Here is a 26,445-nt window from a genome sequence, read left to right as displayed (position 1 = left end):
GTCACTTCTCGGGTCTGGCGAAGACCTGCGTCCAGTGCGGCCCGTCGGCGGCTTCGGCGGCCCGGTCGACACCGAGACCCATGTGGGTGAAGGGGCAGTGGAGGATGTTGGCGCGGTGGGCGGGGCTGGCCATCCATCCGTCCATCGCCGCGCGTGCGGTCCGTGGTCCGGCGGCCACGTTCTCCCCGACGACGGACCAGGCGTACCCCGCGGCGGTGACCCGGTCCCCCACGCCGCGTCCCTCCGGAGAGGCGTGGCCGAAGTACCCCCGTAGGCCCATGTCCTGGCTGTGTCGGGCCGCCGCCCGGTTCAGCCGGGGGTCGACGGTGACGGGACGGCAACCCACCCGGACCCGCTGGGCGTTGACCAATGCGGTGACCTGGGCGATCAGACCACCCGATCCGGCGGCGACCGGGGCCGGTCCGGGCTGCTGCGCTGCGGGGCGCTGGGGTGCGGGCTGCTGGGGTACGGGGCGCTGGGGTGTGGGGCGTTCGCGTGGTGCCGGCTCCGGCGTGGGCTTCACGGCGGGTTCCGGTGCGGGGGGCCGGGCCGGGTCGGGGGCCGGCTCGGTGGTGGGGGGCTCGGTGGCCGTCGGGGCGTCCGGTGTTTCCCCGGCCGTGGGGGCTCCGGAGGTGGCGGGCGCCTCGGTGGCCGGTGGGGCGGGGGTGGTCGGCGGGGCTGCGGCGGTTGCCGGGGCCGGGGCAGGGGACGGGGCGGGGCTGCCCGCGCCCACCGTCGCCGTGCTCAGCGTGACGACCACGGCGAGGGCGCCCCACGCCCGTCTGCCGCGGACCGGGCGCTGCCTCCCGGTCCGCGTGATCGCTCCGGTCGATGTCGGTGGCTCGTCGTACACGGTGGTCCTCAGGATGGGCGGCCCGGCTGCTCCGGGTGAACCGGTCCGGTGCCCCGAGGGGCCCGAACTCCCCTTCCGTATAACAGAAGTGGGAGAGGGGGTGCCCGTCTTCGACCGTGGGAAGACCTCGTTCGTGTGGACTGCTCCCCGCACGTGCGACCTTGCTCGGCGGCGACATGACCTCACGTGTACAGTCGTAAATTCGTACGAAACTCACATGGGGGGCAGGTCATGGCACTGTTCGGAAACGCGCACACGATCGACCCGAACCAGGCGGCGCAGGACTACGCCAAGCTGTTGGGACACGGCGAGCAGGTCCACGCGGCCTACCAGTTGGTCCGGGACTCGATCCTCTTCACCGATCGCCGGCTCATCCTGGTCGACAAGCAGGGCATCACCGGCAAGAAGACCGAGTACCACAGCATTCCGTACCGGAGCATCACGCACTTCGCGGTCGAGACTGCCGGCACCTTCGACCTCGACGCCGAGCTGAAGCTCTGGGTCTCCGGCAACTCCGTGCCGATCCAGAAGACGTTCACCAAGGGCGTCGACATCTACGAGGTCCAGGCGATCCTCACGCAGTTCGTGGCGCGCTAGGCGATCCGCCCGACGCGACCGCCCTCCTCCCGGACGGACACCGGACCGTCCGGGAGGCGGACGTCACCCCCTCCCGCCCCGTCCGGGTCCCCCGGGCGCACCATCCCCCACTCGTAGGCCCTGATCACGGCCTGGGCCCGGTCCCGCAGCCCCAACTTGGCGAACAGCCGGTTGATGTGGGTCTTCACGGTGTGGTCGGTGATGGTGAGCCGGACGGCGATCTCGGCGTTCGACAGGCCCCGGGCGATCAGCATCAGCACCTCCGCCTCACGCGTGGTGAGCCCTTCGGCGCGGCGCACCGGCCGCACACCCGCCCGGCTGCTCACGAAATCACCGATCAGTCGTTTGGTGATCTCCGGTGACAGCAGTGCGTCGCCGGCCGCCACGACCCTTACGGCGTGCAGGAGTTCGGGGAAGGTCGCGTCCTTGAGCAGGAACCCGCCCGCACCGGCGGCCAGCGCGTCGTACACGTACTCGTCGAGGCCGAACGTCGTCAGCATCAGCACCTTGGGGGCGTCGACCGGGTCGGCGAGGATCTCGCGGGCCGCCTCTATGCCGTTCATGTGCGGCATCCTGATGTCCAGCAGGACCAGGTCGGGTCGGGTCCGTGCGGTGACCTGCACCGCCTGCACCCCGTCCTCCGCCTCGCCGACGACCTCGATGTCGTCCTGCGTCGACAGCAGATTGACGAACCCGGTCCGCACCACCGACTGGTCGTCCGCGACGACCGTCCGGATCACCCCGCCCGTACCGCCACTGCCCCTCATGCTCCACATCCCCTTCCCACTACTGGTCGCCTCCGGTCGCTGCCCGTCACCCGTCCCCCCTTGCCGGCCGCAGGTCGTCGAGAGGTGGCGTTCACCACGGGAGTTCCGCGACCACGGTGAAGCCCCCGGCCGGTCCCGCTCCGGCGGTGAGGCGCCCCCCGACCAGGGCGGCGCGCTCCCGCATGCCGTTGAGTCCGTGTCCGTCACCGCGCGAGTCGGGCGAGTCGGGTGAGTCGGGCGGGATGGGGGAGTTGGGTGGATCGGGCCAGTCGGGTGAGGCCCGCGTCGGGCCGGGCCCGTCGTCCTGGACCCGCACCACCAGCAGTCGGTCCGTGCCGTAGTCGACCTCCACCAGCGTACGGGCGCCCGGCGCGTGCTTGCGGGCATTGGTCAGGGCCTCCTGGGCGATGCGGTAGGCGGACAGTTCCCATACGGCGGGCAGCGCGACGCGCTCCCCGATGACGGTCAACTCCGCCCGCCCGCCCACCGCACGGTGCTGTTCCAGGAGCGCGGGCAGGTGCCCCAACGTGGGCTGGGGGGCGGTCAGCACCTCTCCCGGCTCGCCAGGGCTGCGCAACACCCCGAGCAGTCGCCGTAGTTCGTCCATCGAAGCCCGGGCGTTCCCGGCTATCTGTTGGAAACCCTCGCGTGCCTCCACGGTCAGACCCGGCGTCGTGTACGTGGCACTCTCCGCCTGGACGGCGATCATCGACACCGAGTGGGCGACGATGTCGTGCAGTTCGCGGGCGATGGCCGCCCGTTCCTCCGCCGCCGCCTCCCGTCTTTCCATCGCTATCAGCCGGGCCTGCGACCGGGCGCGCTCCCGCCGGGTCTCGTCCCGGGCCCGGACCGCGTCCCCCATCGCGACCGCGCCGATGACCACGACCGTCAGGATGAACGCCTCCGCGAACAGCCCGAGTGAGGCGCGCTCTCCGATGGCGGGGACCGCCACACCGTCGATGGGCGGCCAGGTCGCTATGTGCACCAGGTTCACGGCCACGGCACCGAGCAGTCCGCCCAGCACCAGGACCGCCGGGTGCTGCACCCGGTTCCGGGCGAGGGTGTAGACGCCGCACAGCCCGCTGATGATCGTGACCAGGTAGAAGCTGTAGTCGGCGGCGAAGGCGACGAGCCCCGCGGCGACCGTGAGGAACCCGATGGGCGGGCACACGCGCCTCCACACCAGGGACACCGCGGACACCAACACCCCCACGTCCGCCCAGAGCGAGGCGGCCGGTATCCAGATCAGCTCCAGTACCGCGAGGCAGGTGAGGACCCACCCGGTGGCGCTGTAGTAGGTGGACGTGCCAGTCCAACCAGCCCACGAGCGCAGCCGGGCGGTGCGGAGGATCGGTGCAACGCCCATGCGCTCACCGTACGGACGGCAGGAGCGAGACCACATCAACCCGTGGTGTGAGGTGCGGGTTGGCACCGTCGTATGACGCCCCGCCGGCCTTCCCGTTCCTACTCTCGTCGTCGACGGGCGCCGAACGGACTGCGTGCCCGAGTCCCCCCACCTCAGGAGACCCGCATGCGCACGCTGATCGTCACGAACGACTTCCCGCCCAGGCAGGGCGGCATCGAGACCTTCGTCGGCGCCCTCGCGGACCGCTTCCCCGCCGACGGGGTCGTCGTCCTGACCTCGGCGGAGCCCGGTGCCGCGGCGCACGACGCCGCGCTCCCGTACCCGGTCGTACGCACCCGGGCCCGCACCCTCCTCCCCACCCCGGCCGCAACGACGAAGGCGGTGCGGCTGGCACGCCGCCACGGCTGCGACCGGGTCTGGTTCGGCGCGGCGGCCCCGCTCGGCCTCATGGCGCGGCGGCTGCGGCGGGACGCGGGGGTGCGGACGGTGGTCGCGACCACCCACGGCCACGAGGTCTGGTGGGCACGGACGCCCGGTACCCGCGGCCTGCTGCACCGGATAGGCGCGCATACCGACGTCGTCACCGTGCTGGGCCCTGCCACCGGCCGCCCGATAGCGGCGGCGCTGCCGCCCGGGGCCCGGGTGGAGCGGCTGGTCCCCGGAGTCGACACGGAGGTCTTCCGGCCCGGGCTGGACGGCACTCCGGCTCGGGCGCGGTACGGCCTCGGCCGTCGCCCGGTGATCCTGTGCGCCTCCCGGTTGGTGCCGCGCAAGGGCCAGGACACCCTGGTCCGGGCGCTGCCGTGGGTACGTCGGGTGATCCCGGATGCGGTGTTGCTGCTGGTCGGGGACGGCCCGCACGAGGCGGAGCTGCGAAGACTCGCGGAGACGGAGGGGGTGGCGGACAGCGTGGTCTTCGCGGGCGGCCACCCGCACGGCGAACTGCCCGGGTACTACGCGGCCGCCGACGTCTTCGCCATGCCGTGCCGTACCCGTAGACGGGGGCTGGAGGTGGAGGGGCTGGGCATCGTCTACCTGGAGGCCGCCGCATCAGGGTTGCCGGTCGTCGCGGGTGACTCCGGCGGCGCCCCGGACACCGTGCGCGACGGGGAAACGGGCTACGTGGTCGACGGTCGGTCGGTGGCGGCGGTGGGCGACCGTCTGGTCCGGCTGCTGCGGGACGGCCGGCTCGCGTCCGACATGGGGGCCAAGGGGCGTGCGTGGGTCCGGGCGGAGTGGAACTGGGACCACTCGTACGAGGTGCTGCGCGGCTTGCTGGAGCCGTCGCGACGGGGCTGACCCCGTCCGGCGGTGGGGGTGGGGCGGGGAGGCTGCCCTCCCTTGGCAGTGGGCCCGGCCTCGCCACGGCGGGACCGACCCCAGCCGCAGCGGGACCGACCCTTGCCACGGCGGGTCCGTAACCCGTTCGGCGGGACCGGCCCCGTTCGGCGGTGGCGGCTGATCCCGCGCTGCGGTGCGGCTGACCCGTTCGGCGGTGGGGGTTGGTCCCGTACCAGGGCGGGGCTGACCTGCTCAGTGGTGGGGCTGGACCCGCGCCGCGGCGGCCTGGTCCCGCGCCGGCCGGTCCCGCCTCGATGGGACCGGCCTCGCCCAGTAGCGTTACTTGGAGAATCCAAGCTCGTGGCGGGGACGTTTCCGTGTTTCGAGGTGGGTGGGTCGGCTCGGTGGTGCAGGGGAATGCTTTCCAGTGGCAGAAAGTTCTACATTCAACTAAACTCGGATCACGAGGAGGTCCCCACCATGCCCGCTGTGACCGTTGAGAACCCGCTGACCCTGCCCCGCGTGGCTGCACCGAAGGACGCCGACGCGCGTCCGGTGCTGGCCGTGAGCACCGCTCCGACCGGCTTCGAGGGCGAGGGATTCCCGGTCCGCCGGGCCTTCGCCGGGATCAACTACAAGTACCTGGACCCGTTCATCATGATGGACCAGATGGGCGAGGTCGACTACGCGCCGGGTGAGCCGAAGGGAACGCCCTGGCACCCCCACCGCGGCTTCGAAACCGTCACCTACATCATCGACGGCACCTTCATCCACCAGGACTCCAACGGCGGTGGCGGGACCATCACCAACGGTGACACCCAGTGGATGACGGCGGGTTCCGGCCTGCTGCACATCGAGGCCCCGCCGGAGCAGCTGGTGATGTCCGGCGGCCTGTTCCACGGCCTCCAGCTGTGGGTCAACCTGCCCGCCGCCGACAAGATGAAGGACCCCCGCTACCAGGACATCCGCGGTGGAGAGATCCAGTTGCTCACCACGCCCGACGGCGGTGCGCTGCTCCGGGTGATCGCCGGCGAGCTGGACGGACACGAGGGTCCCGGCATCACCCACACACCGATCACCATGGTCCACGCGACCGTGCGCCCCGGTGCGGAGATCACCCTCCCCTGGCGGCAGGACTTCAACGCCCTGGCGTACGTCCTCGCCGGACGCGGCACCGTGGGCACGGACCGTCGCCCGATCCACCTCGGCCAGACCGCGGTCTTCGGCAACGGCTCGTCGATCACCGTCCGCGCGGACGAGTCGCAGGACTCCCACACCCCGGACCTGGAGGTCGTTCTCCTCGGCGGTCGGCCGCTGCGCGAGCCGATGGCCCACTACGGTCCCTTCGTCATGAACACCCGCGAGGAACTCCAGCAGGCGTTCGATGACTTCCAGAAGGGTCGGCTCGGCACGATCCCGGCGGTCCACGGCATGTGACCCCGGGGCGTCGGCCCCGCCCGCCCGCAAGTCCACGGCCCTGTCCGGCCCACCAGCCGGACGGGGCCGTCCGACGTTCACCCCGATGGCTCCACCCGATGGCTCCACCCCGACGGCTCCACCCGATGGCTCCACCCCGACGGCTGCACCCGATGGCTCCGCCCCGGGAACCCGTTGTGGTTCGCCACGGGCCCGCCCACCGTGATTCCGGCCGACCTCGCCCCGTACAGGGAGACGGCACCCGGCGAACGCTCACCACGAGGTTCGCCACCGACCAGGCGAACGCCGAATGCGGATCGTCGGAGGCGGCGACACCACCGTGGCCACTGCCACTGCCACTGCCACTGCCACTGCCACCCGCAGCACCTCCGCCACCGCCCGCCTCGCCCGTGAGTTCCTGCGCGCCCAACTCCTCACCAGCACCAGCACCAGCACCAGCACCAGCACCAGCACCAGCACCAGCACCAGCACCAGTGCCAGCACCAGCGCCAGCCCCGGCAACAGTGCCGTGAGCCGTCGGAGGCTGCACGAGAGCCTCGTCCGACGGCTGTCCGAACTCCCCCGGCACGGGGGCACCCTGGGACACCACGCGGTGGCCGACACCGAGTTCCTCGCCGAACTCACCGCTCCGGCCCCCCGATGCGGGACATCAGGGACACGCCGCCTTTCGGGTGAATATCAGAACTTCGCCGCTCTAAGTCTTGTATGAACGGCTAGCCTCATTAGCAGCATCGCCACATAAGTGGTGATACGTCTCTATCAAAAGGAGGCACTGATGCTCGCTCAGAAGGACATTCGCATCGTCGCTACCTCTACTGAGGCAACGGCCGTAGGAACACTGATGCTGGAGCCGGAGACCACGGTCAGCGGCGCTCCCATCTACGCGCCGGAGTCCCTCGGTCTCCTGCTCCTCGCCCTGCTCCTGTCCCCCAAGGAGCCGAGGGAGCCGAAGAGTAAGTGAGCTCTCGGGCGAACTTCGCTGCGGCGGCAGACGAACTCGCCACCCGTGTCCTCAGCGCCCTTCGCGGCGCCGAGGACACGGCGTTCATCGCCCGCCATTTCCACACCGCTCCCGATGCGTTGGCCGCTCTCGCCGCCATCCGGGTCATCGGCGCGGACGCCTTCACCCCGCACGTGCTCACCGGCGTTCCCTTCCACACGGAGGACGCCGCCGCCGTGGCCCAGTCGTTCGACGCCTTCCCGGCGTCGGTCGTCGGCGCCCCGGCCCCCGGCGACGGTGGCGTCGTCGCCTGGCGCGACTGGGCGACCGGACAGCTCCTGACCCGCTTCGGCGGGGCGAGCGCCCCCGGCACGGACACCCCGCCCCCCACCCCGCCCCCCACGGCGGCCGACGCCCTCACCGACACCGACGACTGGCAGCAGTGGTCCGTACGGATGGCGCAGCTCGCCTCGCTCGCCACCCCCGGTCTCGACGGCCCGGTGCACGAGGCGGCCCGTGGTGCCGCGCTGTCCCTGTCCCGCGGCGTCACCCGTTCGTTGCTGCGCCGCGACTACTCCACCGCCGTCCGGCTCATCCGTTGGCTCGCCTGGCTCCACCACGAAGGCGTCGCACTGCCGCTCGACCCGGTGACGACGACGGAACACGTAAGGCTCCTGGGCGGAACGAGCCCCCGCGCCGCGGTCGACCTGGCAGTCGCCCGGCACCTGCTCGAAGGCCAGCTCCCCCAGTACCCCCAGGACCCGGAGGCGGTACGCAGATGACGGTTCCCGAGTCCGTGGCCGTGGCGGCCCGGAGCATGGCCGACCGGGGCCTGTCCTGGCTGCACGCGAACCGTGCCCACGGCGCGTTCCCCCAGGACGGCACGGAGACGCTCGCCGAACCCGACAGCGTCTACAAACCCCTCAGCGAGAGCGCGCTCGCCGCCTCCGTCATCCTGCGCGACGGCGTCGCCGGGCCGGGGCAACTGGTCGCCGCACAGAGCCTGTTGGACTTCTGCTGGGAGCAGTTCCGACAGGGCGACATGCTGTACGAACGTCAGCTCCAGCACGTTCTGATGACCGACCCGCTGGAGACCTACGCGACCTTCGCCCGCTGCGGATACCGTCACGCGGACCTGCACCGGCTGCTCACCCACCTCACCGGGCTGCGTTCGGTCGGGGGCATCGAACACCTGCCCAACCGCAAGCTCGCGGTCGCCAACGCCGCCCGGGTCGTGGGCCTGGACCGCCGGGACGACTGGGCCGCTCTCACCCGGGACACCTGGCTCGGCGCTCTGCCCGAACCGTGGGCCATCAACTGGATCACCGGCTACGCGGTCACCCACACCGTCTTCCACCTCACCGACTGGGGCAGCCGTCCCCAGGGCCTGTCCCCGCAGATCACCGCGTACCTGCGCACCTGGCTACCGGTGTGGATCGACATCTGGCGCGAGGTCGCCCAATGGGACCTGGTGGGCGAACTCCTCATCGTCGGCGCCAGCCTGGACGAGCCCTACTGCAACCCCGAGGACTGGCAGATGCTCGCCGACCTCCAACAGGAGGACGGATTCGTCCCCCGCGACGGCGGCCCCGTCGACGACGATCCGGCGCTCCGCTTCGGGGACCACCAACACACCGTCGTCGTCACCGCCGTGGCCGGTTCCGTCGCCCTCGCCCGGGCGGCCGGGGACCGGGCCGTCGGGGACCGGGCGGGCGCCCGGTGACCGACCCGCTCCTCGACGCCCGGCTACGGCCACTGCTCCACGCCGCCAAGGGCGCGACAGCGGTGGCCGTGGCGGCCGGACACGGCGACGAACGCCTGTTGCTGACCCGGGGGAGCACCCCGGAGACCCGCTTCGAGACCGGCTCGGTCACCAAGACGTTCACCGCGCTGCTGCTCGCGGAGCTCGCCGCCCGACGCGAGGTCCGCTACGACGACCCCGTCAGCCGCTACCTGCCCCGTCGGGTGCCGGGCCCCCCGATCACCCTGCTGCACCTGGCCACCCACACCTCCGGGCTGCCCCGGCTGCCCCCGGGCCTGCTCACCGGCTCGGCCCGGCGCGCCTGGTTCAGCAACCCGTACGCCGACTTCACCACCACCGACCTGCTGGACTCGCTCTCCCGCACCCGGTTGCACCACCGCCCCGGCGCCCGGGTGCGCTACTCCAACTTCGGGGCCGGGCTCCTCGGTCACGCACTGGTCCGGGCCGCCGGTGGTCGTGACGACGGGGACACGGCCGGCTACCCCGCACTGCTGGCCGAACGAGTCCTGACCCCCCTGGGCCTGACGGACTCCGACTGCGACCCCCACCGTCCCCAGGCGCGGGGGCACTGGCACGGCCGCCCCCGGCAGGCCTGGCGCATCCCCGGCCTGCCCGCCGCCGGCGCCCTGCGCTCCAGCGCCCGGGACCTGCTCACCACGCTGACGGCCCTGCTCGACCCCGCGGCCAGCACGGTGCCCCCGAGCCTGCGCGCCGCCCTCGCCGACGTGCAGCGCCCGCGGCTGGTGCTCCCCCGCACCGACAACCGCCTCTGTCTGGTCTGGAACCTCCGGCCCCGGCAGGGTCGCCCGCTCCTGCACCACTCCGGTGGCACCCGGGGGTTCACCGCCTTCGTGGGCTTCCTCCCCCGCTCCGGCACCGCGCTCGCCGCCCTCGCGAACAGCGCGCCCAGCCCCCTGGCCCCTTTCGTGCAGTCCGCGTACGGGACCCTGTGCGCGCTGGAGGCCCGGGATGCCGCAACGTCCTGACCGCCCCCGCGCGGGACGCTCGGCTCAGCGTTCGCCCTTCGTCGCGTACACCCATTCGAAGCCGAACCCGTAGGCCGCGTCGATCTGTTGGTGGAGCCACAGCTCCGGCGTCGGACGGAACCACCGCACCTCCCGGCGCAGGGACAAGCCGTCGACGGCCGGACGGACCAGCGCGATCGCACACGCGGTCGCCCCGGTCGGTGAATCGTCGAGGTCGATCCGGACGTCCTGCTGACCCGGAGCGGACACCGTCACCGTGGCACCCAGACTGCGGAAGTCGACGGCGCCCTCGTACACGTACACGTAGAGCAGCAGCCGTTCGAAGAGGTGGGCGTGGTCCAGGCTGACGCGCAGGGTCTCGCCGTCGGAGCTGGCACCGGTGCGGTCGTCCTGGTCGAGGCTGACGTACGGCCATGCGGTGAGGGACCCGTACGCGTCGCCGAGCGCCTGGACCGCCGTACCGTCGCCCTCCCGGCAGGCGACCAGACAGCCGAGGTCCAGGTCGGCGTCCACCCCGGGCCGCCAGTTGAGGTTGGCCTGGAGAACGCCCCGCCCGGCGATCCGGGTCTGCGGTCGCGCGGCGGACAGCACCAGCGGCGCCGGTGCTCCGGGCTCCGGTGTGCGCAACCGGGTCGGAGGGCGCGGACGTTCCTGCTGCCGGGACGGCGTCGGGGCGGGCGCGGCGGGCGTGATGGGCGCGGTGGGCCCGCGCAGATCGATCACCTGACGTCTGCGGTCGTCCCCCGGACGGTGTTCACTGGTGTGCATCGGGCCCCCTCTGCGGTCCCCAACTCCCTTGGAAACAAGCCGGATCATATGCCCTGTCCGTGCCTTGTGCGCTAGTATCGGCGGCTGCGCGCGGGGGTCACGGGGGTGAGTGCGACCGGCGCGCGGGGGCGGGCGGTCGGCTCGATCCGGAAGGGCCGCGGTGCGGTGTCCCACCGTTCGACGCCGTCACCGTTGTCGCCGTTCACGGTGTCCTTCCGTGTCCCCTCTTGTACGCTCCGTTCCCCTGCCCGTTGCGTCCGATCCGTCTTCTCCGTCCTCTGTTCTGTGGGGTGTTCATGCCCGTTGGGGTACTGGCCGACCGTTCGGCGGTCGCCGGGCAGCTGAGGTACCTGGCCGACCAGCCCGGGCTCGCGCGACGACGGGACGAGCTCAGCACGCTCGCCGATGCGCTCCAGGGCGTCGGTGACAGCGATCTCGAACCCTGGACGGAACTGGACCTGTTGGACGCCTACGCCCGTCCGGAGAGCGTCCACGTATCGGGTGGCGACGAGGGGCGACGAGGGTTCTGGGGCCTGCTTGAGGCGGTGCTCGGTGCCCTGGTCTTCGTTCCCCTGCTGCTCACCTGGATCGGGCTCACCCGGGCGTCGAGCGCGTACGAGGCGCTGATCGGGGCGGACCCGAAGATGGCGGCCCGACCGTTCCTCCAGCTGTGGCAGACCGGTTTCGAAGGACGACTGACCGGCTGGTCCACCTTCGGGAACGTGGCGATGCTGGCGACCGGGGCGATCGTCGTCCTGCTGGTGCTGACCACCGTGCACGGCATCCGGCGCGCCCGCGAGGACCGCCGGGAGGCCGAGGAGCAGCGCACGGCCGACGACCTGCTCGCCCGGCTCGTCCCCGTACTCACCAAGGCCCAACTCCTGCTCAACGAGGAGAAGCTGACCTCGCCCGCCCGGTTCACCAGTGAACTCAGCAAGGCGGCGGGGTCGTTGGGTTCGTTGGTGCGGCGGTCGGCCACCACGCAGAAGGAGCTGACGGCCGCCGCGTCCGTGGTGGGGGAAGCCGTGGACAGCGCGGAGCAGCGGCTCGCGGGGGTGGAGGCCGCGGCCCGGCCCCTGGAGGACGCCGCGAACCGCATCGAGACGGCGGTCCGCACCACGGGCGGCGACGTGGGCAAGGCCCTGGACGGCGTTCGCACCGTCAACGGCGAGGTGCGGGACGCGCTGGGGCAGGCCGGGGAACGGGTGGAGGACTCGGTCCACACCCTGGGAGCCGCCCAACGGTCGTTCACCACGGCGACGGAGGTGGCCACGGACGTGTCGGCCCGCGTACTGGACCGGCTGGGGGAGGTCACCGAGGAGACGGCGCGGGCGGTCGCCGGCTCCCAGGAGGCGGCGAAGCGGCTCGCCGAGGAGGCCCGGGCCCTGCGGGAGACCGCCGAACGGTTCGCGGAACTCGTCGCGGTGGTCGCGGAGGCGGCCCGGGAGGGCGCGTTCCGCCCCAGGGTGCCGGGCCCGGCCGGCCACCCGGAGCAGGGCGCTTCGGCATCGATCGGTCGGACGTCGGTGAACTCGTCGTCGGGCGATGCGACCGTGGTCAACCAGACGTTGACCAAGCCCACCTCGGCAAACCCGCCGCCCGGCTCCAGCAGCACCGAGGGCCGCACCGGCACCGGAGTGGAGAGCGCCGCCCCCTACGGCCCGTGGGTCGACGACGAGCCGCAGGACGCCCGTCCCGTCGACGGCGGTGACACGCCCGCGCCTGGTGCGCTGCCCCCGGCGGGCCACCGGTGAGGCCCCCGGGGAGGCGGCCGGCGCGTCCCCGCCGGTTCAACGCCCTGCACCTGGCGGGCTGGCTCTTCGCGGACCTGCTGCTGGTCCTCGCGCTGGTCGCGATGGGCGACCAGGGCGACCCGGTCAAGGCCGCGGAGGGCAAGCGGCCCGGCCCCTCGGCGTCGGCGGACGGCAAGTCGCCGGCGAAGCCGAAGGGTCCGCGCGCGGTCAACCGCAAACCGGTGCGGGTCTCCATCGCGGCGGCCCGCGGCGACGGGGCCCGCATCGTGCGCCAACTGCGGGCGGTGACCGCGAAGCACCGGGGCCGGCAAGCCGCGTTCGTCCTCACCTTCGGGCGGCACGGTGAACCGGGCGCCGGCGGTGACTACGCGCACCGGGTCAACTCGTTGTTGACGAAGGCCCGTCCGGGCATGTTCAAGGGGGCGACGACCCGCGACTTCTGGAAGGGCGGGGCCGCCGGTTCCGCCGATCTGGAGATCTACTTCTACACCTACTGAAGCGACCGTCCGAAGCGAACCGTCCGAAGCGATCGTTCCGAAGCGATCGTTCCCGGATCGGCGGACGTTCGCCCCGCCCCACCACCCTGACAGCACCGCCCGGAGGTACGAGAACCGTGCAGATCCTTCCCTTCTATCTCGTGTGCGACGAGTCGGGATCCATGAACGGTGACCCGCTCGACAGCATCAACAGCGCGCTGCCGGAGCTGCACCGCGAGATCAGCACCAACCCGACCGTCGCGGACAAGACCCGGTTCTGCCTGATCGGCTTCTCCAACGACGCCAAGGTGCTGCAACCGTTGGTGGACCTCAGCGACATCGACACCCTGCCGGGACTCGCGGCCGGGGGACTCACCGCGTACGGGGAGGCGTTCCGCACCCTGCGTACCTGCATCGAGGCGGACGTGACCACGCTGAAGGCGGAGGGCCACGACGTGTACCGGCCGGTGGTGTTCTTCCTCTCCGACGGCGGGCCCACCGACGACGACTGGCAGCAGGCGCACAAGGAGCTGATCGACGCCCGCTACCGGCCGAACATCATCGCCTTCGGCATCGGCGAGGCGGACCGGGCGACGATCGGTCACGTCGCCAACTTCCGGGCGTTCATGCAGCAGGACCAGAGCGTGTCGGCGGCGCAGGCGCTGCGTGAGTTCGCGGCCAGCCTGACCCGGTCGATCGTCCGTTCGGCGAGCAGCATCCCGGCGGACGGCAGCGGCGGGTTCAACCTCGCCGTGGACGAGACCGTGCCCGGCTTCACCTCCGTCTCCATCGACAAGCTCTGAGGCCGGCCGTGCACCAGCCGGACATCCACCAGCCGGACATCCACCAGCCGGACATCCATCAGCCGGACATGCACCAGCCGGGCGCGCCTCAGCCGGGTGCGCCTCAGGAGTGGCCGCCCCCCGCGTCGGGTCCCGAGGAGACCCCCGAGGCGGGGCAGGCACGCGCGGACGCGCTCGACGAGGCGTGGAACAGCCTGCCGTCCGGCGTCGGCGCGGTGGCCTACCGTCCCGTTCCCCCGCCGCCGCCCGCCCCCGAACCGTTCGCCCTCCCCGAACCGGCCCCCGAGACCGCTCCCGTACCGCACGCCCCCGTACCGGAGTCCGCCCCCGTGCTGGCTCCGGCGCCCGTACCGGCGGCGGAGGGTGCGCCCGCGGGGGAACCGACTCCGCCGGGCGTCGCCGCGGAGGCCGTTCGGGCCCCCGTCGCCGTACCGCTGCTGGGACCCCCGCGGCACAGCGGGCCCAAGCCGCCGCTGTACGCGCCGCACCCCGGCACCCTGCCGTCCGTGCGCGACGACCTCGACGGTGCGGTGGTTGCGGACATCGTCGTGGACGGCGCCACCCACGGGGCGTTGACGGTACGGGCCGCCTCGATCCGCGGGGACTCGCACCGTTACGAGGGCGGTCCGCGCCAGGACGCGCTGTGCGTCACCCGGCTCGGCGGCCCCGACCCGACGAACGGACTGCTGCTGCTCACCGTCGCCGACGGCGTGGGCTCCGCCGCCCGCTCGCACATCGGCTCGCACGAGGTCAGCCGCAGCGTCGCGCTCTTCCTCGACCGGTACGCCGAGCAACTCGCCGAATCGCTGCGCGCGCGCGAGGAGCCGACGTTCAGCGCGCTGGTGAACTCCGCGGTCGGCAGTGCCGCCGAAGGACTGGCCCGCAGCGTGGCCGAACGCGGCGGGCACCCCGCCGACCACGCCACCACCCTGCGCGGACTGCTGGTGCCCCTCGACCCGCAGGTGCGCCACCGCGGCTTCTTCGCGGTGGGCGACGGCGGCGGGGCGCTGCTGCGCGAGGGCGTGTGGACCGTCGACGTGTTCGGTGAGGGGCAGGGCGGCTCCGGGGTCATCGACACCGGCACCGAGGCGCTGCCCGGCTCGCGGTTCGCCCGCTCGCTGATCTACGGTCCCGCCCTGCCGGGGGACCTCCTGGTGCTGTGCACCGACGGCCTGTCCACCCCGCTCGCCGGGGACCCCGGGATGCGGGACTTCCTCGCCGGGGCCTGGGGCTCCGCCGAGGTGCCCGGACCGGTCGACTTCCTCTGGCAACTCCAGTACCGGGTGAAGTCCTACGACGACGACCGCACCGCCGTGTGCTTGTGGGAGGGCCCCGAGGAATGAGCGTGGACGACGGCGCGGACGTCCCCCTCGGCGCACTGGCGGTGCGGGACCGCATCGGGGACGGCGGCCAGGGCGAGGTGTTCACCCTGGCCGACCTGCCCGCAGTGCTGTACAAGAGCTACCGCGATCCGCGGCAGGTCGACGGGGAGGCGCTCGCCCAACTGGTCGGCGTGCGCCGGGTCCTCGACCCGGTGCACCGCGGCCGCCTCGACACCGAGGCCGCGTGGCCGCTGTGCCGGGTCGTCAGCGCGGGCCGGGTGACGGGCTTCCTGATGCGCCGGGCCCCGGAGACGATGACCTGGACCACGGGCACCGGTGACACCAAGCTGACCGAGCTGGCGTTCCTGCTGCGCCCGCCGAAGGCCGCCTGGCAGACGGTGGCGCAGCCCTCGCCGGCCGAGCGGTACGCGCTGGCCGTGGCCCTGGTCGAGGCGCTGCACCGACTGCACACCATGGGCCTGGTGCTGGGTGACCTCTCGGCGGCGAACGTGCTGTGGACCCTGCGGCCCGCCCCCGCGGTGTACCTGCTGGACTGCGACGGCGCGCGGCTGGTGGGTCGGGCGCCGGTGCTGGCGCAGGCCGACACCATCGACTGGGGCGACCCCCGGGCGAAGCCCGGTGCGGTCACCGTCGACAGCGACCGCTACAAGGCCGCCCTCGCGGTGAGCCGCATCCTCGCGCGCGACGCGTACGCGGCCCCGGGCGCACCGTTCACCCCGCTGCCCGGGGTGCTGGACGAGCGTCGGGAGCACGCGGTGCGGCGGTTGTTGGACCAGGCCGCCGGGCCCTACGGGGCGCGGCCCGACCTCGGGCAGTGGCGGGTGGCCCTGGCCGGCCGCGAGGTCATCAAGCTGACGGCGTCCGCCCCGGCGCCCCGACCGCCGGTCGACCGTTCGAAGTTCGACGGTCCGCGGCAGCGCGGCACGATCAACCTCCGGGACTGAGCACCCGCGGGCCGCCGGGGCGTCACCCGTCGGCGGTGTCCGCGGGGCGCGCCCGTGGTTCGCCGACCCCCTGCGTACGCTATGGACCGTGCGTACCCTTTTGCCCGAACCCGTCCGTCGGACCGCCGCCTGGTGCGTCGTGTTCCTCCTGGTCGCCGGGGTCGCGGCGGTCGGGATCTGGCTGTGCATCGTCTTCAAGACGGCGGTGACCCCGGTGCTGCTCGCCCTGCTGGGCACGGCGCTGCTGCGACCGCTGTACCGGCGGCTGGTGGCGGCGAAGGTGAACGCCTCGCTGGCGGCGGGCCTGACCTGCGTGGCCGTCGTCGCGGTGGTCGGCGGGGCGGTGTACATCGTGGTCGCCGCGCTCATCGACTCGGGCCCGCAGATCATCACCTCGCTGCGGGTGGCCGGCCGGTCGATCACCGAGTACTTCGGGGCGGCCGGCACCTCCCTGGACGACCTGGCGGCCAACGCCAAGCAGTTGCTGAGCAAGTTCGGGAGCACCGCGGCGTCCGGGGTGCTCGCCGGGATCAGTGTCGTCGGCACGATGATCGCGACCGCGGTACTGGCCCTGCTGCTGATCTTCTTCTTCCTCCGGGACTCCGGGCGGGCGCTCGCCGCGCTGCACTCGTTGGCGCCCGGCGGCTCCGGGCACACCCTGGAGGCGATGGCCCGCCGGGCGTTCCGGGCCGTGGAGGGCTTCATGCGCGGGACCACGCTCATCGCCTTCATCGACGCGGTGTGCATCACCGTCGGCCTGCTGGTCCTGAAGGTGCCGGGAGCGATCGGGTTGGGCGCCCTGGTCTTCGTCGGCGCGTACATCCCCTACCTGGGGGCGTTCATCTCCGGTGCGGTCGCCGTCCTCGTCGCCCTCGCCGACCGGGGGTTCGTCATCGCGCTCTGGGCGCTCGGGGTGGTGCTCGCCGTGCAGGTGCTGGAGGGCCAGGTGCTCCAGCCGATGATCCAGAGCCGGACGGTGCAGATGCATCCGGCGATCGTCCTGCTGGCGATCACCGCGGGTGCCTCGGTGGCCGGCATCCTCGGGATGCTGCTGGCGGTGCCGCTCACGGCGGCGGCGTTCGGCGTGATCTCGGAGCTGCGCATCCACTACGGCGGCGGCGCTGACGGTGCGGCGCCCCCGGACGGCACCGACACCCCGGCCGCCCCCGCAGCGGGCTGACCGCGGGCGCGCCGGGTACCCGGTCACGGTGCGTCTCAGGGCGCGTCCGGCCGGGGCGGCACCGGTAAAGCCGTTGCCCCTCGCGGGGTGGAGCGGCTATCTTCGCCGGGCCGTCGGCCGCCCCGGGCCGACGCCGTCGCCGAGGAGGTGTGCAGCAGATGCGCACGAACGGTCAGTTGTCGAACCCAGGCCCTGGCAGCTTCCCCCTCCTCACGACGGAGACACCTTGTCCGTTCGCATCACCGCACTGACCGACCCCGACGGCGACCTGTCCAGCCACCGACTGGTGTGGCTGGCTTCCGACCTCGACGGACACCCCGTCGGGGCGGCGTTCCTGCGTCTGCTCACCCGGCCCGGGCAGGACCACCTCGCCGAGCTGGACCTGCGCGTCCATCCCGTCGAGCGGCGAAACCGCACCGGCTCCCGGCTCCTGGAGGCGGCCGTGGCCGGTGCGCGCCGAGACGGCCGACGCTGTGTCGTCAGCCAGGCCGAGGCCGATTCCCCCGGCGACAGGTTCCTGACGGCCCGGGGCTTCCGCAAGGTCCTGACGCTGACCTTCGCCCGGCTGCCACTGGCCGATGCGGACGTCAAGGCCCTCGCCGGGATCACCGAACGGCCCCGTCCCGGCTATCGACTGGCCGCGTGGACGGGCACGGTCCCCGACGGTCTGGCCGACACGTTCGTCGCTTCGCGCCGCGCCATGGACGACATGCCGATGGGCGGTTCCGACCTCGGCACGGTGGTCTGGGACCTGGACCGGGTGCGGGTCGCGGCGGCGGCCATCGAGAAGCGGGGGGACCTGCTCCACACCGTCGTCGCCGTCGACGAGTCGGACGGCTCGATCGCCGGCTTCACCGAACTGGTGGTCCCCGGCGACGGCCGGGGTGACGGCCAGCACTACGGCACCGGCGTCCTGCCCGAGCACCGGGGGCACGGCCTGGGACGCTGGATGAAAGCCGCCTCGATCCGGCGGGCCGTCGAGCAGTACCCGGATCTCGGCGGCCTGCTGACCGACACCGCAGCCGACAACCCGTACATGAGGCACATCAACGACGCGCTCGGATACGCCCCGACGCACACGACGTTCACGTACCAGCTCGACCTCTAGGAACGGCGGGGCTAGGCGGACCCGCTGGGCTTCGTGGACCCGCTGGGCTTCGTGGATTCGGCGACCTCGAACCAGGTGCTCTTGCCCTCGCCGCGGGGGTCCACGCCCCACGCATCGGCGAGCAGGTCCATCAGCACCAGGCCCCGCCCGGAGGACGCCAACTCGCCGGGCTCGCGCCGGTGCGGCAGGTCGTCGCTGGCGTCGGTGACCTCGACCCGCAGCCGGCGCCGGCCCGGCTCACCGGTCACCGCGGCCGTCATCAGCGCATCGCCGTCCGTGTGGACGAGGACGTTGGTGAGCGTCTCGGACACCATCAGCACCGCCGCGTCGACCTGTTCGCGGTCCGCCCAGTCGTGCAGCAGCTCCCGCAACTGCTGGCGGCCCGCGGCGATCCGGTGCGGCTCCGCCTGGGCCACCGTCAGCAGGGTCCGCCGGGTCGGCGCCACCGGTGCGGGACGTTCACCGCGGCGCAGCAGCAGGAAGGCGATGTCGTCCTCGCGGCGGTCCGCCAGCGGTCCCGTCGTGTGGTGCGAGGACGGTCCGTGCACCGCCTGGACCAGGCCGTCCGCCAGCTCCTCCAGGCTGTCGCCCGGGTGCTCCTCCAGCGTGCTGCGGATGCGGGCCCAGCCGGTGTCCCAGTCGTGGCCGCCCGTCTCGATCAGGCCGTCCGTGCAGATCAGCATGGTCTCGCCGGGTTCCAGGACCAACCGGGTCGTCGGGTAGTCGGTGTCCGGGTCGATGCCCAACGGCAGCCCGCCGGCCGTCGAGCGGAGCAGGACCGTGCCGTCGGCCAGCCGGATCGCCGGCTCCGGGTGCCCGGCGCGAGCGATCTCCAACACCCCGGTGAGCGGGTCGGCCTCCACGTACAGACAGGTCGCGAAACGCGTCTCGGCGGCCTCCCCGGGCGGCGCGGGGCCGGTGGCACCGTACGGGACGGCGTCCGTGAGCCCGGCGAGGAACCGTCCGGCGCGGGACAGCACCGCGTCCGGGCGGTGGCCCTCGGCGGCGTAGGCGCGCAGCGCGACCCGCAGCTGACCCATCAGCCCCGCGGCCCGGACGTCGTGCCCCTGGACGTCCCCGATGACCAGGGCGATCCGGCCGGACGGCAACGGGATCACGTCGTACCAGTCGCCCCCGACCTGGAGTCCGCCGCCGGTCGGCACGTACCGCGCGGCCAGCCGCACGCCGGGGATCTCCGGTCCGAGGGTGGGCAGCATCGAGCGCTGGAGGCCGTCGGTGAGCTCCCGTTCGCTCTCGGCGGCGCCCGCCCGCGACAACGCCTGGGCCAGCATCCGCGCGACGGTCGTCAGGACCGCCCGCTCGTCCGGGGTGAACGTCACCCGGTACGCGAACGCCGCCATCCACGCCCCGATGGTGCGGCCCGCGACGACCAGCGGAAGGAACGCCCAGGACTGCCGCTCGAAGGGTTCCGCGAGCCGCCACGCCGTCGGGTAGGCGTGCCGGTAGTCACCGGGCGACGACAGGTACACGGCCCGTCCGGTGCGCACCACCTCGGCCGCCGGGTAGTCGGTGTCCAGCGGCATCGCGGTGAAGGGGCCCTCGGCGCCCGGGGAGTGCCCGTGGTGGCCGATGACGGTGAGGCGGTCGCCCGCCAACCCGAACACGGCGAGGCCGTCGGGGCTGAAGCCCGGCATCGACAGCCGGGCCGCCACCCGCAGCACCTCCGCCGTCGACCGGGCCTCCGCCAGCGCGCGCCCCGCGTCCAGCAGGAACGCCTCCCGGGAGCGGCGCCAGTCACCGGTGACGGGGGAGTGCGCGGCGGCGCCCGGCGGCTGCTCGCCGATCTCCTGGAGCACGCCGAGCAGCTCGTACGAACCGGTCTCGCGGTGGTACGTGGGCTTGGAGCGGCTGCGCACGGTGCGGACCACCCGACCCCGCTCGTCCATGATCCGCAGGCGGGCCTCGGCGAGGGAGTCCTCCGCGACGGCGAGCCGGACGACCCCGTCGATCTCGTTCCAGTCGACCGGGTGGAAGCGGGCCCGCACCCGGGCCTCCGTGACCTCGCCGGCGCCCGTCGGCAGACCGAGCAGCCGGGCGGCCTCCGCGTCGACGGTGACGACACCGGCGGCGGTGTCCCAGTGCCACAGTCCGGTGCGGAGCGCCCTGAGCGCCTCCTCGGCGCCGGGCAGCGCGGACGCCCCGGCCCGTGCGGAGGGCGGGGGCTCTTCGGTACGCATTGCCCCACTGTAGGAATATCGGACCGGAAAAGGCCACCGCGTCCGGGGGCGGCGCCGGCCGGCGGGGCAACGGAACGCGGGGAACGCGCGGGGCGGCCGGGGTGCGCGGGGCGGCCGGGACGGGCGCACAAACGGGGCGGGGGATCTTGGGGGCGGGCGGTAACCTTGACGGGCCCGGCACTGCACTCCGTCAAGACTGGATGAACCACGATGCATCGGTACAGGTCCCACACCTGCGGCGAGCTCCGCGCCTCTGACGTCGGCGCCGACGTCCGGCTGAGCGGCTGGCTGCACAACCGTCGAGACCTGGGCGGCATCCTCTTCATCGATCTGCGCGACCACTACGGCATCACCCAGCTCGTCGCCCGCCCCGGCACCGCCGCGGCCGAGGTCCTGGACAAGCTGACCAAGGAGACCGTCGTCCGCATCGACGGCAAGGTCGTGTCCCGCGGCGCCGACAACGTCAACGCCGAGCTGCCGACCGGTGAGGTCGAGATCGAGGCGGACGCGGTCGAGGTGCTGGGCGCGGCCCAGCAGATCCCGTTCACGATCAACGCCGAGGACGGCGTCAACGAGGAGCGGCGCCTGGAGTACCGCTTCCTCGACCTGCGCCGTGAGCGCATGCACCGCAACATCATGCTGCGGACGGCCGTGATCTCCGCGATCCGCCACAAGATGGTCGCCCTCGGCTTCAACGAGATGGCGACCCCGATCCTCACCGCGACCTCCCCCGAGGGCGCCCGTGACTTCGTGGTCCCCTCCCGGCTGCACGCGGGCCGCTTCTACGCGCTGCCGCAGGCCCCGCAGCAGTTCAAGCAGCTGCTGATGATCTCCGGCTTCGACCGCTACTTCCAGATCGCCCCCTGCTTCCGGGACGAGGACGCCCGCGCGGACCGTTCGCCGGGCGAGTTCTACCAGCTCGACGTGGAGATGTCCTTCGTCGAGCAGGAGGACGTGTTCCGGCCCATCGAGAAGCTGATGACGGAGCTCTTCGAGGAGTTCGGCGGCGGCCGTCCCGTCACCTCGCCGTTCCCGCGCATCCCGTTCCGCGAGTCCATGGCGAAGTACGGCTCCGACAAGCCGGACCTGCGGGCCCAGCTGGAGCTCGTCGACATCACCGACGTGTTCGAGGGCTCCGCGTTCAAGGCGTTCGCCGGCAAGCACGTACGGGCCCTGCCGGTGCCCGACGTCTCCGGCCAGTCGCGCAAGTTCTTCGACCAGCTCGGTGACTACGCCGTCGAGCAGGGCGCGAAGGGCCTCGCCTGGGTCCGGGTCGCCGAGGACGGTTCGCTGACCGGCCCGATCGCGAAGTTCCTCACCGAGGAGAACGTCGCCGAGCTGACCAAGCGTCTGGCCCTGGCCCCCGGCCACGCCGTGTTCTTCGGCGCGGGCGAGTACGACGAGGTCTCGAAGATCATGGGCGCGGTCCGCGTCGAGGCCGCGAAGCGCTCCGGCCACTTCGAGGAGGGCGTCTTCCGCTTCTGTTGGATCGTCGACTTCCCGATGTACGAGAAGGACGAGGAGACCGGCCGCATCGACTTCTCCCACAACCCGTTCTCCATGCCGCAGGGCGGCATGAAGGACCTGGAGGAGAAGGACCCCCTCGATATCCTGGCCTGGCAGTACGACATCGTGTGCAACGGTGTCGAGCTGTCCTCCGGCGCGATCCGCAACCACGAGCCCGAGGTCATGCTGAAGGCGTTCGAGATCGCGGGCTACGAGCGCGACACCGTGGAGCAGGAGTTCGCGGGCATGCTCCGCGCGTTCCGCTTCGGCGCCCCGCCGCACGGCGGCATCGCCCCGGGCGTCGACCGGATCGTCATGCTCCTCGCCGACGAGCCGAACATCCGGGAGACCATCGCCTTCCCGCTGAACGGCAACGCGCAGGACCTGATGATGGGTGCGCCCACGGAGCTGGACGAGAGCCGGCTGCGGGAGCTGCACCTCACGATCCGCAAGCCCCAGCCGAAGTAGTCCCCTCCCGAAGGGCCCGTGACCTCCCCCGAGGTCGCGGGCCCTTCGGCGTGCCCGGACCGCCCCGCACGAAGCGTGGTGACCCAGGTCACTTTCGCCGAGGGATGATTCCTCGGCCGCGACGCCGTCTTACCTGTGAAAGCACACACGCACCAGCAGCAACTCCTGTTGTTGCTTCCGCTGCCCGAGCGGGACTTGAGAGGGAATCACCATGAGGAAGCTCGTCGCCACCACGTTCATCTCGCTCGACGGAGACGTCAGCGCGCCCGACAAGTGGAGCGGACCGTACTGGGACGAGGAGTACTCCGGGCACGCCCGTGAGCTCCTGTTCTCCGCCGACGCCCTGCTGCTCGGCCGGAAGACGTACGAGGGCTTCGCCGAGACCTGGCCCTCGCTGGAGGAGGTGGAGGGCGACTACGCGGTGCGGATGAACACCCTGCCCAAGTACGTGGCCTCCCGCACCCTGACCGAGACCACCTGGAACGCCACGCTGATCGAGGGCGACGTCGCCGAGGAGGTGGCCGCGCTGAAGCGGCAGCCGGGCAAGGACATCGTGAAGTTCGGCATCGGCGGTGAGCTCGACCGCACGCTGCTGGAGCACAAGCTCGTCGACGAGTACCAGTTCTGGATGTTCCCGGTCATCGCGGGGCGCGGCGAACGCATCCTCGACGGGGTCAGCACGGCGCACTTGAAGCTCAAGTCCACGACCACGCTCGCCTCCGGCGTGGTCCTCCTCACCTACACCCCTGCGTGACGGTCGCCGCTGCGCCGGGGTGCGACTCCGGGCGCCTGGGCGGCGCTTCTCACCTGGTGCGTTGCTCGGTGCGGGTGCGCGGTGGTTGCTCGCGCAGTTCCCCGCGCCCCTTGGGTACGCCCCGCTGTGCGTGCGCTGTCCCGTGCGGGTGCGCTGCGGTTGGCCGCGCCCCTTCGGGTGCGACCCGTGCGCTGGTTCCCGCGGGCAGGGGGCTCAGGGAACGACCGGGGGTGCTTGCAGCCGTTCCAGGCCGCGTACGAGCAGGGTGTGGAGGGGTGCGGTGGGGCAGGCGTACCGGTCGACCGGCCCGGCCCAATGGGAACGTCTCCGTCCGGCGGTGAGGTCGAGCCGGGGCACGCCGAGGTAGTAGTCGACTCCCAGGTGTTCGACCTGGGGCATCCGGTCCGTGGCCCAGGCGCCGCAGGCGGTCAGGGCATAGGTCCGCCGGGTGATGCGGTCGAGGAAGACGGGTCCGCCGTTCAGGGCGGTGCGCAGGATGGCAGCGGCCCGCGCGTCGTCGTCGGCGCCGGTCGCGACGCGCACCAGGTCGCAGGGGATGCGGACGGCGTCGAAGGTCCGCCCACAGGCGAGCAGCGCCACACCGCGCGACGCCCACTCGGTGAGAGCGGTGGAGGGGTTCTCGGCGGCGAGGAGGAGCCAACGGGCGAGGGCTTCCGTGTCCGGCCGGGGCGTGGTTCCGGTCGCTGGGGGACGGTGGTTCACGCGCGTTCTCCCCCGTCCCTGCTGACGCTCGAACTCTGTGGCATGTCGGCTCTCCTTCACGTCCCAGCGGTGATCAGCGTCCGCGAACGTATCGCTTTTCGCGAAAAGCAGCAAGATGTCCATGGGGGGAACGCTTTACTGTGTAGAGCGGCAAGGTTCTGGGACGTTGGTGAAGAGGGAGGACCCGTGCCCGAAGGCGGGTGGACGCACGCTTCCGCGCCGTATCTGAGGCCCCCTGCGGCGGGTCAGGCCGACGCCTGGACCACCGAGACCGCCGCCAAGGGGCGCAAGGGGACGCAGCGCGTCGTCCGGGCCGGGGAAGTCCGGGCCTCCAGTGAGGTGGCGGAGCTGCTGGAGCTCGACGAAGCGGTGGAGGTGATCGTCCGCCGAAGGGTCATGTTCCTCGACGGAGAGCCCACGGAGCTGACGGACACCTACTACCCGGCGGCCATCGCCCGGGGCACCCGTCTGACGGAGACCTCGAAGATCCCCGGTGGCGCCGTCACACTGTTGGCGGACCTCGGACACGTCGCTCACGTCGTACGTGAAGTGGTGCGCGCGCGGATGCCGGACGCTCAGGAACGGGAGTCGCTGGCGATGCGCGCCGACGCCCCCGTACTGACCCTGACCCGGGTCACGGCGGACGATCGGGGCGTCCCGTTCCAGGTCGACGTGTCGGTCTTCCCGGCCGCCACCCAGGAACTCAGCTACGAGAGGAGGGTGGACTGACATGCCCGAGACCCATGAAGACACCTTCGACCGGCGTCCCCTCCACGAGCGCATCGCCGCGGATCTACGCGACGAGATCATGTCCGGTGTCCTGGCGCCCGCCGCCAACCTGCCCTCCACGCAGCGACTGAAGGAGCGGTTCGAGGCGTCGAACGCCACCGTGCAGAAGGCGTTGCGGATACTGAAGGACGAACGCTTGGTCATCGGTCGAGCGGGCTCGGGGGTGACCGTCCGCGAACACCGGCAGGAGACGATCCGCCCGGCCGACTTCGGAAGGCCCGCTGGCCCGGGCAAGCCCTACCCGTGGCTCGCCGAGGCCGCCGGGCGCGGTAGGAGCGGCAGCGTCCGACTCCTGGGTGTGTTCGAGGTGCGGCCACCGCACGACGTGGCCGAACGGCTGGGCCTGGCCGGGACCGGAACGGCGGTGGAACGGAAGCAACTCCTGCTGCACGACGGGGAGCCCGTCGAACTGGTCTCGTCGTACTACCCTCTCGACCTCGCGCGGGGAACCGCTCTGGCGGAAGCCCGGAAGATCCGGGGAGGGACACCGGCTCTTCTGGCCGGAATGGGATATCCGCCGAGGCTCACCGTCGACCGCGTGTCGGCTCGCGTGCCCACCCAAGCCCAGTACGAGGCGTTGCGTCTACCGACGGATCTGCCGATCTTGCGCACGCTGCGGGTCGTGTACAGCGACGACGAACGACCGATCGAGGTGACCGTGACGGCGAAAGCGGGCCATCTGTACGAACTGCAATACGAGTTCGAGTAGTCCCAGGGTTCACACCCCGTACGCCCCCGCAAGCCCCTTCCACTCCCCTTCATCACATGGTGCGACGATCCGCCGATCCGCACGTCGCACGGCATGGGGCGCTCCTACACTCCCGGTCATGTCACCACTCGTCACGAGTTCTCCCCCGACCGGGGCTAGAGCCCTACCCTGGGAGTCACCACCGATCCAGGAGTCCAGCATGAGCGGCGCTGAACAGGGCCCGGGTGTCCTGAACCAGGAGAAGTTCGAGCAACTCGCCCGCTTGGGCGACCGTGTGGACGAAGCCCTGCGCTTGGAGTTCATCAACGGAAGGATCGGGGAGAAGGCAGTGCCGGACGGTGCGCACGGACGGATCATCGAGTGGCTGACGCGCCTGTGCATCCAGGCGGACTTGGGCTGGTGGCTGTACCCGGACCAGGGCATCAGGGTCGAGACCTACCGCAACGGCAATGCCCGCCCCGATGGACTGCTCGCGCCGACGGGGACCTTCTTGGAACGGGGCGAGTGGGCCTCCGTTGACGGGGTCCTCATGGTCGTGGAGGTCACCTCCTCCGACTCGGACACCACGAACCGCGACCGGGTGGAGAAGCCCCGTGCGTACGCCGAGACCGGCATCCCGGTCTACCTGCTGATCGACCGCGGCACGCATGAGGTCAAGGTCCACTCCCTGCCGGACGGAGTGCGCTACGAATCCGTGCTCACCGTCCCCTTCGGCAAGACGGTGCCGCTGCCCGACCCGGTCGGCTTCGACCTCGACACGGAGCCCCTGACCCACTGGGTGACCTGAGGCCGGCCCGCACCGGACAGCGCACCCCGGCCGCAACGCGCCCGATCAGGGGCGCGGGGAACTGCGCGAGCAACCACTGTGCACCCGCACGGGACAGCGCACCGCACAGGTGGACGTACGGAAAGGGCCGCGCCGGACGAACCGCG

General features: G+C 72.2%; 26 protein-coding genes. 19 read left to right on the top strand and 7 right to left on the bottom strand.

Annotated elements, in window-relative coordinates; translation table 11 throughout:
- Position 1: 1 nt before the first annotated feature.
- Positions 2–853: a CAP domain-containing protein gene (locus tag ACFV88_RS12060; RefSeq protein WP_385489072.1), complete on the bottom strand. Its 852-nt coding sequence runs from the start codon at positions 851–853 to the stop codon at positions 2–4.
- A gap of 231 nt (positions 854–1,084) precedes the next feature.
- Between ACFV88_RS12060 and ACFV88_RS12055 the strand changes: the two genes are divergently transcribed.
- Positions 1,085–1,450: a PH domain-containing protein gene (locus tag ACFV88_RS12055; protein WP_385489069.1), complete on the top strand. Its 366-nt coding sequence runs from the start codon at positions 1,085–1,087 to the stop codon at positions 1,448–1,450.
- Here ACFV88_RS12055 and ACFV88_RS12050 read toward each other — a convergent pair.
- Both ACFV88_RS12050 and ACFV88_RS12045 read right to left on the bottom strand, forming a co-directional pair.
- Positions 1,447–2,226, bottom strand: a complete 780-nt coding sequence (locus ACFV88_RS12050) for a response regulator (protein WP_385489066.1) — start codon at positions 2,224–2,226, stop codon at positions 1,447–1,449. The genes ACFV88_RS12055 and ACFV88_RS12050 overlap by 4 nt on opposite strands.
- Positions 2,227–2,308: 82 nt before the next feature.
- On the bottom strand, positions 2,309–3,583 hold the full coding sequence (locus ACFV88_RS12045) for a sensor histidine kinase (RefSeq protein WP_385489063.1): 1,275 nt from the start codon (positions 3,581–3,583) through the stop codon (positions 2,309–2,311).
- A 165-nt stretch (positions 3,584–3,748) separates the two neighbouring features.
- On the opposite strand from ACFV88_RS12045, the gene ACFV88_RS12040 reads away from it, so the two are divergent.
- Both ACFV88_RS12040 and ACFV88_RS12035 read left to right on the top strand, forming a co-directional pair.
- Positions 3,749–4,882: a glycosyltransferase family 4 protein gene (locus ACFV88_RS12040; RefSeq protein WP_385489061.1), complete on the top strand. Its 1,134-nt coding sequence runs from the start codon at positions 3,749–3,751 to the stop codon at positions 4,880–4,882.
- Between the two features lie 462 nt (positions 4,883–5,344).
- Positions 5,345–6,301 carry a pirin family protein gene (locus tag ACFV88_RS12035; protein ID WP_385489058.1) on the top strand — a complete coding sequence of 319 codons (957 nt, stop codon included), beginning with the start codon at positions 5,345–5,347 and terminating at the stop codon, positions 6,299–6,301.
- A 252-nt stretch (positions 6,302–6,553) separates the two neighbouring features.
- Here the strand turns inward: ACFV88_RS12035 and ACFV88_RS12030 are convergent, their stop codons facing one another.
- Positions 6,554–6,784, bottom strand: a complete 231-nt coding sequence (locus tag ACFV88_RS12030; protein WP_385489055.1) for a hypothetical protein — start codon at positions 6,782–6,784, stop codon at positions 6,554–6,556.
- A gap of 292 nt (positions 6,785–7,076) precedes the next feature.
- Between ACFV88_RS12030 and ACFV88_RS12025 the strand changes: the two genes are divergently transcribed.
- Genes ACFV88_RS12025 through ACFV88_RS12010 form a run of 4 tightly spaced genes read left to right on the top strand, consistent with a single transcriptional unit; the run spans position 7,077 to position 9,989 of the window.
- Positions 7,077–7,262 carry a hypothetical protein gene (locus tag ACFV88_RS12025; protein ID WP_385489052.1) on the top strand — a complete coding sequence of 62 codons (186 nt, stop codon included), beginning with the start codon at positions 7,077–7,079 and terminating at the stop codon, positions 7,260–7,262.
- On the top strand, positions 7,259–8,023 hold the full coding sequence (locus ACFV88_RS12020) for a hypothetical protein (RefSeq protein ID WP_385489049.1): 765 nt from the start codon (positions 7,259–7,261) through the stop codon (positions 8,021–8,023). Before ACFV88_RS12025 ends, ACFV88_RS12020 begins: the two co-directional genes overlap by 4 nt.
- The gene (locus tag ACFV88_RS12015; RefSeq protein ID WP_385489046.1) at positions 8,020–8,964 is read left to right on the top strand and encodes a DUF6895 family protein; all 945 of its coding nucleotides are present in this window, start codon (positions 8,020–8,022) and stop codon (positions 8,962–8,964) included. The genes ACFV88_RS12020 and ACFV88_RS12015 overlap by 4 nt, the downstream gene beginning before the upstream one ends.
- On the top strand, positions 8,961–9,989 hold the full coding sequence (locus ACFV88_RS12010) for a serine hydrolase domain-containing protein (RefSeq protein ID WP_385489044.1): 1,029 nt from the start codon (positions 8,961–8,963) through the stop codon (positions 9,987–9,989). The genes ACFV88_RS12015 and ACFV88_RS12010 overlap by 4 nt, the downstream gene beginning before the upstream one ends.
- Positions 9,990–10,013: 24 nt before the next feature.
- Here ACFV88_RS12010 and ACFV88_RS12005 read toward each other — a convergent pair whose 3' ends face one another.
- Positions 10,014–10,757 carry a tellurium resistance protein gene (locus tag ACFV88_RS12005; RefSeq protein WP_385489041.1) on the bottom strand — a complete coding sequence of 248 codons (744 nt, stop codon included), beginning with the start codon at positions 10,755–10,757 and terminating at the stop codon, positions 10,014–10,016.
- Between the two features lie 296 nt (positions 10,758–11,053).
- Between ACFV88_RS12005 and ACFV88_RS12000 the strand changes: the two genes are divergently transcribed.
- The 7 genes from ACFV88_RS12000 to ACFV88_RS11970 all read left to right on the top strand — a co-directional run bounded on the left by ACFV88_RS12000 (position 11,054) and on the right by ACFV88_RS11970 (position 18,365).
- Positions 11,054–12,511 (top strand): methyl-accepting chemotaxis protein, encoded by a 1,458-nt coding sequence (locus tag ACFV88_RS12000; RefSeq protein ID WP_385489039.1) that lies wholly within the window; start codon positions 11,054–11,056, stop codon positions 12,509–12,511.
- On the top strand, positions 12,508–13,008 hold the full coding sequence (locus ACFV88_RS11995) for a hypothetical protein (RefSeq protein ID WP_385489036.1): 501 nt from the start codon (positions 12,508–12,510) through the stop codon (positions 13,006–13,008). Before ACFV88_RS12000 ends, ACFV88_RS11995 begins: the two co-directional genes overlap by 4 nt.
- Positions 13,009–13,124: 116 nt before the next feature.
- A complete protein-coding gene (locus tag ACFV88_RS11990; protein ID WP_385489034.1) occupies positions 13,125–13,790 on the top strand; it encodes a VWA domain-containing protein in 666 nt (221 codons plus the stop codon).
- A gap of 8 nt (positions 13,791–13,798) precedes the next feature.
- Entirely contained in the window at positions 13,799–15,133 is a 1,335-nt protein-coding gene (locus tag ACFV88_RS11985; RefSeq protein ID WP_385489031.1) for a protein phosphatase 2C domain-containing protein, read from the top strand.
- The gene (locus ACFV88_RS11980) at positions 15,130–16,077 is read left to right on the top strand and encodes a hypothetical protein (RefSeq protein ID WP_385489029.1); all 948 of its coding nucleotides are present in this window, start codon (positions 15,130–15,132) and stop codon (positions 16,075–16,077) included. The genes ACFV88_RS11985 and ACFV88_RS11980 overlap by 4 nt, the downstream gene beginning before the upstream one ends.
- A gap of 88 nt (positions 16,078–16,165) precedes the next feature.
- On the top strand, positions 16,166–17,257 hold the full coding sequence (locus tag ACFV88_RS11975; RefSeq protein ID WP_385489026.1) for an AI-2E family transporter: 1,092 nt from the start codon (positions 16,166–16,168) through the stop codon (positions 17,255–17,257).
- A gap of 226 nt (positions 17,258–17,483) precedes the next feature.
- The gene (locus ACFV88_RS11970) at positions 17,484–18,365 is read left to right on the top strand and encodes a GNAT family N-acetyltransferase (protein ID WP_385489024.1); all 882 of its coding nucleotides are present in this window, start codon (positions 17,484–17,486) and stop codon (positions 18,363–18,365) included.
- A gap of 11 nt (positions 18,366–18,376) precedes the next feature.
- Here the strand turns inward: ACFV88_RS11970 and ACFV88_RS11965 are convergent, their stop codons facing one another.
- Positions 18,377–20,563 carry a SpoIIE family protein phosphatase gene (locus ACFV88_RS11965; RefSeq protein WP_385489021.1) on the bottom strand — a complete coding sequence of 729 codons (2,187 nt, stop codon included), beginning with the start codon at positions 20,561–20,563 and terminating at the stop codon, positions 18,377–18,379.
- Positions 20,564–20,773: 210 nt separating this feature from the next.
- On the opposite strand from ACFV88_RS11965, the gene aspS reads away from it, so the two are divergent.
- Together aspS and ACFV88_RS11955 are read left to right on the top strand one after the other, a co-directional pair.
- Positions 20,774–22,537, top strand: coding sequence for an aspartate--tRNA ligase (gene aspS / locus ACFV88_RS11960; RefSeq protein ID WP_385489019.1), 1,764 nt, complete (start codon positions 20,774–20,776; stop codon positions 22,535–22,537).
- 211 nt (positions 22,538–22,748) lie between these two features.
- The gene (locus ACFV88_RS11955) at positions 22,749–23,291 is read left to right on the top strand and encodes a dihydrofolate reductase family protein (protein ID WP_385489016.1); all 543 of its coding nucleotides are present in this window, start codon (positions 22,749–22,751) and stop codon (positions 23,289–23,291) included.
- A 213-nt stretch (positions 23,292–23,504) separates the two neighbouring features.
- Here ACFV88_RS11955 and ACFV88_RS11950 read toward each other — a convergent pair whose 3' ends face one another.
- Positions 23,505–24,014 carry a hypothetical protein gene (locus ACFV88_RS11950; RefSeq protein WP_385489013.1) on the bottom strand — a complete coding sequence of 170 codons (510 nt, stop codon included), beginning with the start codon at positions 24,012–24,014 and terminating at the stop codon, positions 23,505–23,507.
- Between the two features lie 186 nt (positions 24,015–24,200).
- Here ACFV88_RS11950 and ACFV88_RS11945 point away from each other — a divergent pair, with 186 nt between their 5' ends.
- From ACFV88_RS11945 to ACFV88_RS11935, 3 genes are all read left to right on the top strand, one after another.
- Positions 24,201–24,743 (top strand): GntR family transcriptional regulator, encoded by a 543-nt coding sequence (locus ACFV88_RS11945; RefSeq protein WP_385489011.1) that lies wholly within the window; start codon positions 24,201–24,203, stop codon positions 24,741–24,743.
- 1 nt (position 24,744) lies between these two features.
- On the top strand, positions 24,745–25,512 hold the full coding sequence (locus ACFV88_RS11940; protein WP_385489008.1) for a GntR family transcriptional regulator: 768 nt from the start codon (positions 24,745–24,747) through the stop codon (positions 25,510–25,512).
- Between the two features lie 199 nt (positions 25,513–25,711).
- Positions 25,712–26,299 (top strand): Uma2 family endonuclease, encoded by a 588-nt coding sequence (locus ACFV88_RS11935; RefSeq protein ID WP_385489006.1) that lies wholly within the window; start codon positions 25,712–25,714, stop codon positions 26,297–26,299.
- Positions 26,300–26,445 lie beyond the last annotated feature (146 nt).

Source organism: Streptomyces sp. NPDC059816, from assembly GCF_042732055.1.
Classification (GTDB): domain Bacteria; phylum Actinomycetota; class Actinomycetes; order Streptomycetales; family Streptomycetaceae; genus Streptomyces.
This window is presented reverse-complemented; position numbering and strand designations above follow the sequence as displayed.

What these genes read in the sequence shown, in the direction of transcription:
- ACFV88_RS12055 (WP_385489069.1), top strand. Translation starts at nt 1,085, where the DNA reads ATGGCACTGTTCGGAAACGCGCACACGATCGACCCGAACCAGGCGGCG.
- ACFV88_RS12050 (WP_385489066.1), bottom strand. Translation starts at nt 2,226, where the DNA reads ATGTGGAGCATGAGGGGCAGTGGCGGTACGGGCGGGGTGATCCGGACG.
- ACFV88_RS12045 (WP_385489063.1), bottom strand. Translation starts at nt 3,583, where the DNA reads ATGGGCGTTGCACCGATCCTCCGCACCGCCCGGCTGCGCTCGTGGGCT.
- ACFV88_RS12040 (WP_385489061.1), top strand. Translation starts at nt 3,749, where the DNA reads ATGCGCACGCTGATCGTCACGAACGACTTCCCGCCCAGGCAGGGCGGC.
- ACFV88_RS12035 (WP_385489058.1), top strand. Translation starts at nt 5,345, where the DNA reads ATGCCCGCTGTGACCGTTGAGAACCCGCTGACCCTGCCCCGCGTGGCT.
- ACFV88_RS12025 (WP_385489052.1), top strand. Translation starts at nt 7,077, where the DNA reads ATGCTCGCTCAGAAGGACATTCGCATCGTCGCTACCTCTACTGAGGCA.
- ACFV88_RS12015 (WP_385489046.1), top strand. Translation starts at nt 8,020, where the DNA reads ATGACGGTTCCCGAGTCCGTGGCCGTGGCGGCCCGGAGCATGGCCGAC.
- ACFV88_RS12005 (WP_385489041.1), bottom strand. Translation starts at nt 10,757, where the DNA reads ATGCACACCAGTGAACACCGTCCGGGGGACGACCGCAGACGTCAGGTG.
- ACFV88_RS12000 (WP_385489039.1), top strand. Translation starts at nt 11,054, where the DNA reads ATGCCCGTTGGGGTACTGGCCGACCGTTCGGCGGTCGCCGGGCAGCTG.
- ACFV88_RS11980 (WP_385489029.1), top strand. Translation starts at nt 15,130, where the DNA reads ATGAGCGTGGACGACGGCGCGGACGTCCCCCTCGGCGCACTGGCGGTG.
- ACFV88_RS11965 (WP_385489021.1), bottom strand. Translation starts at nt 20,563, where the DNA reads ATGCGTACCGAAGAGCCCCCGCCCTCCGCACGGGCCGGGGCGTCCGCG.
- aspS (WP_385489019.1), top strand. Translation starts at nt 20,774, where the DNA reads ATGCATCGGTACAGGTCCCACACCTGCGGCGAGCTCCGCGCCTCTGAC.
- ACFV88_RS11955 (WP_385489016.1), top strand. Translation starts at nt 22,749, where the DNA reads ATGAGGAAGCTCGTCGCCACCACGTTCATCTCGCTCGACGGAGACGTC.
- ACFV88_RS11940 (WP_385489008.1), top strand. Translation starts at nt 24,745, where the DNA reads ATGCCCGAGACCCATGAAGACACCTTCGACCGGCGTCCCCTCCACGAG.
- ACFV88_RS11935 (WP_385489006.1), top strand. Translation starts at nt 25,712, where the DNA reads ATGAGCGGCGCTGAACAGGGCCCGGGTGTCCTGAACCAGGAGAAGTTC.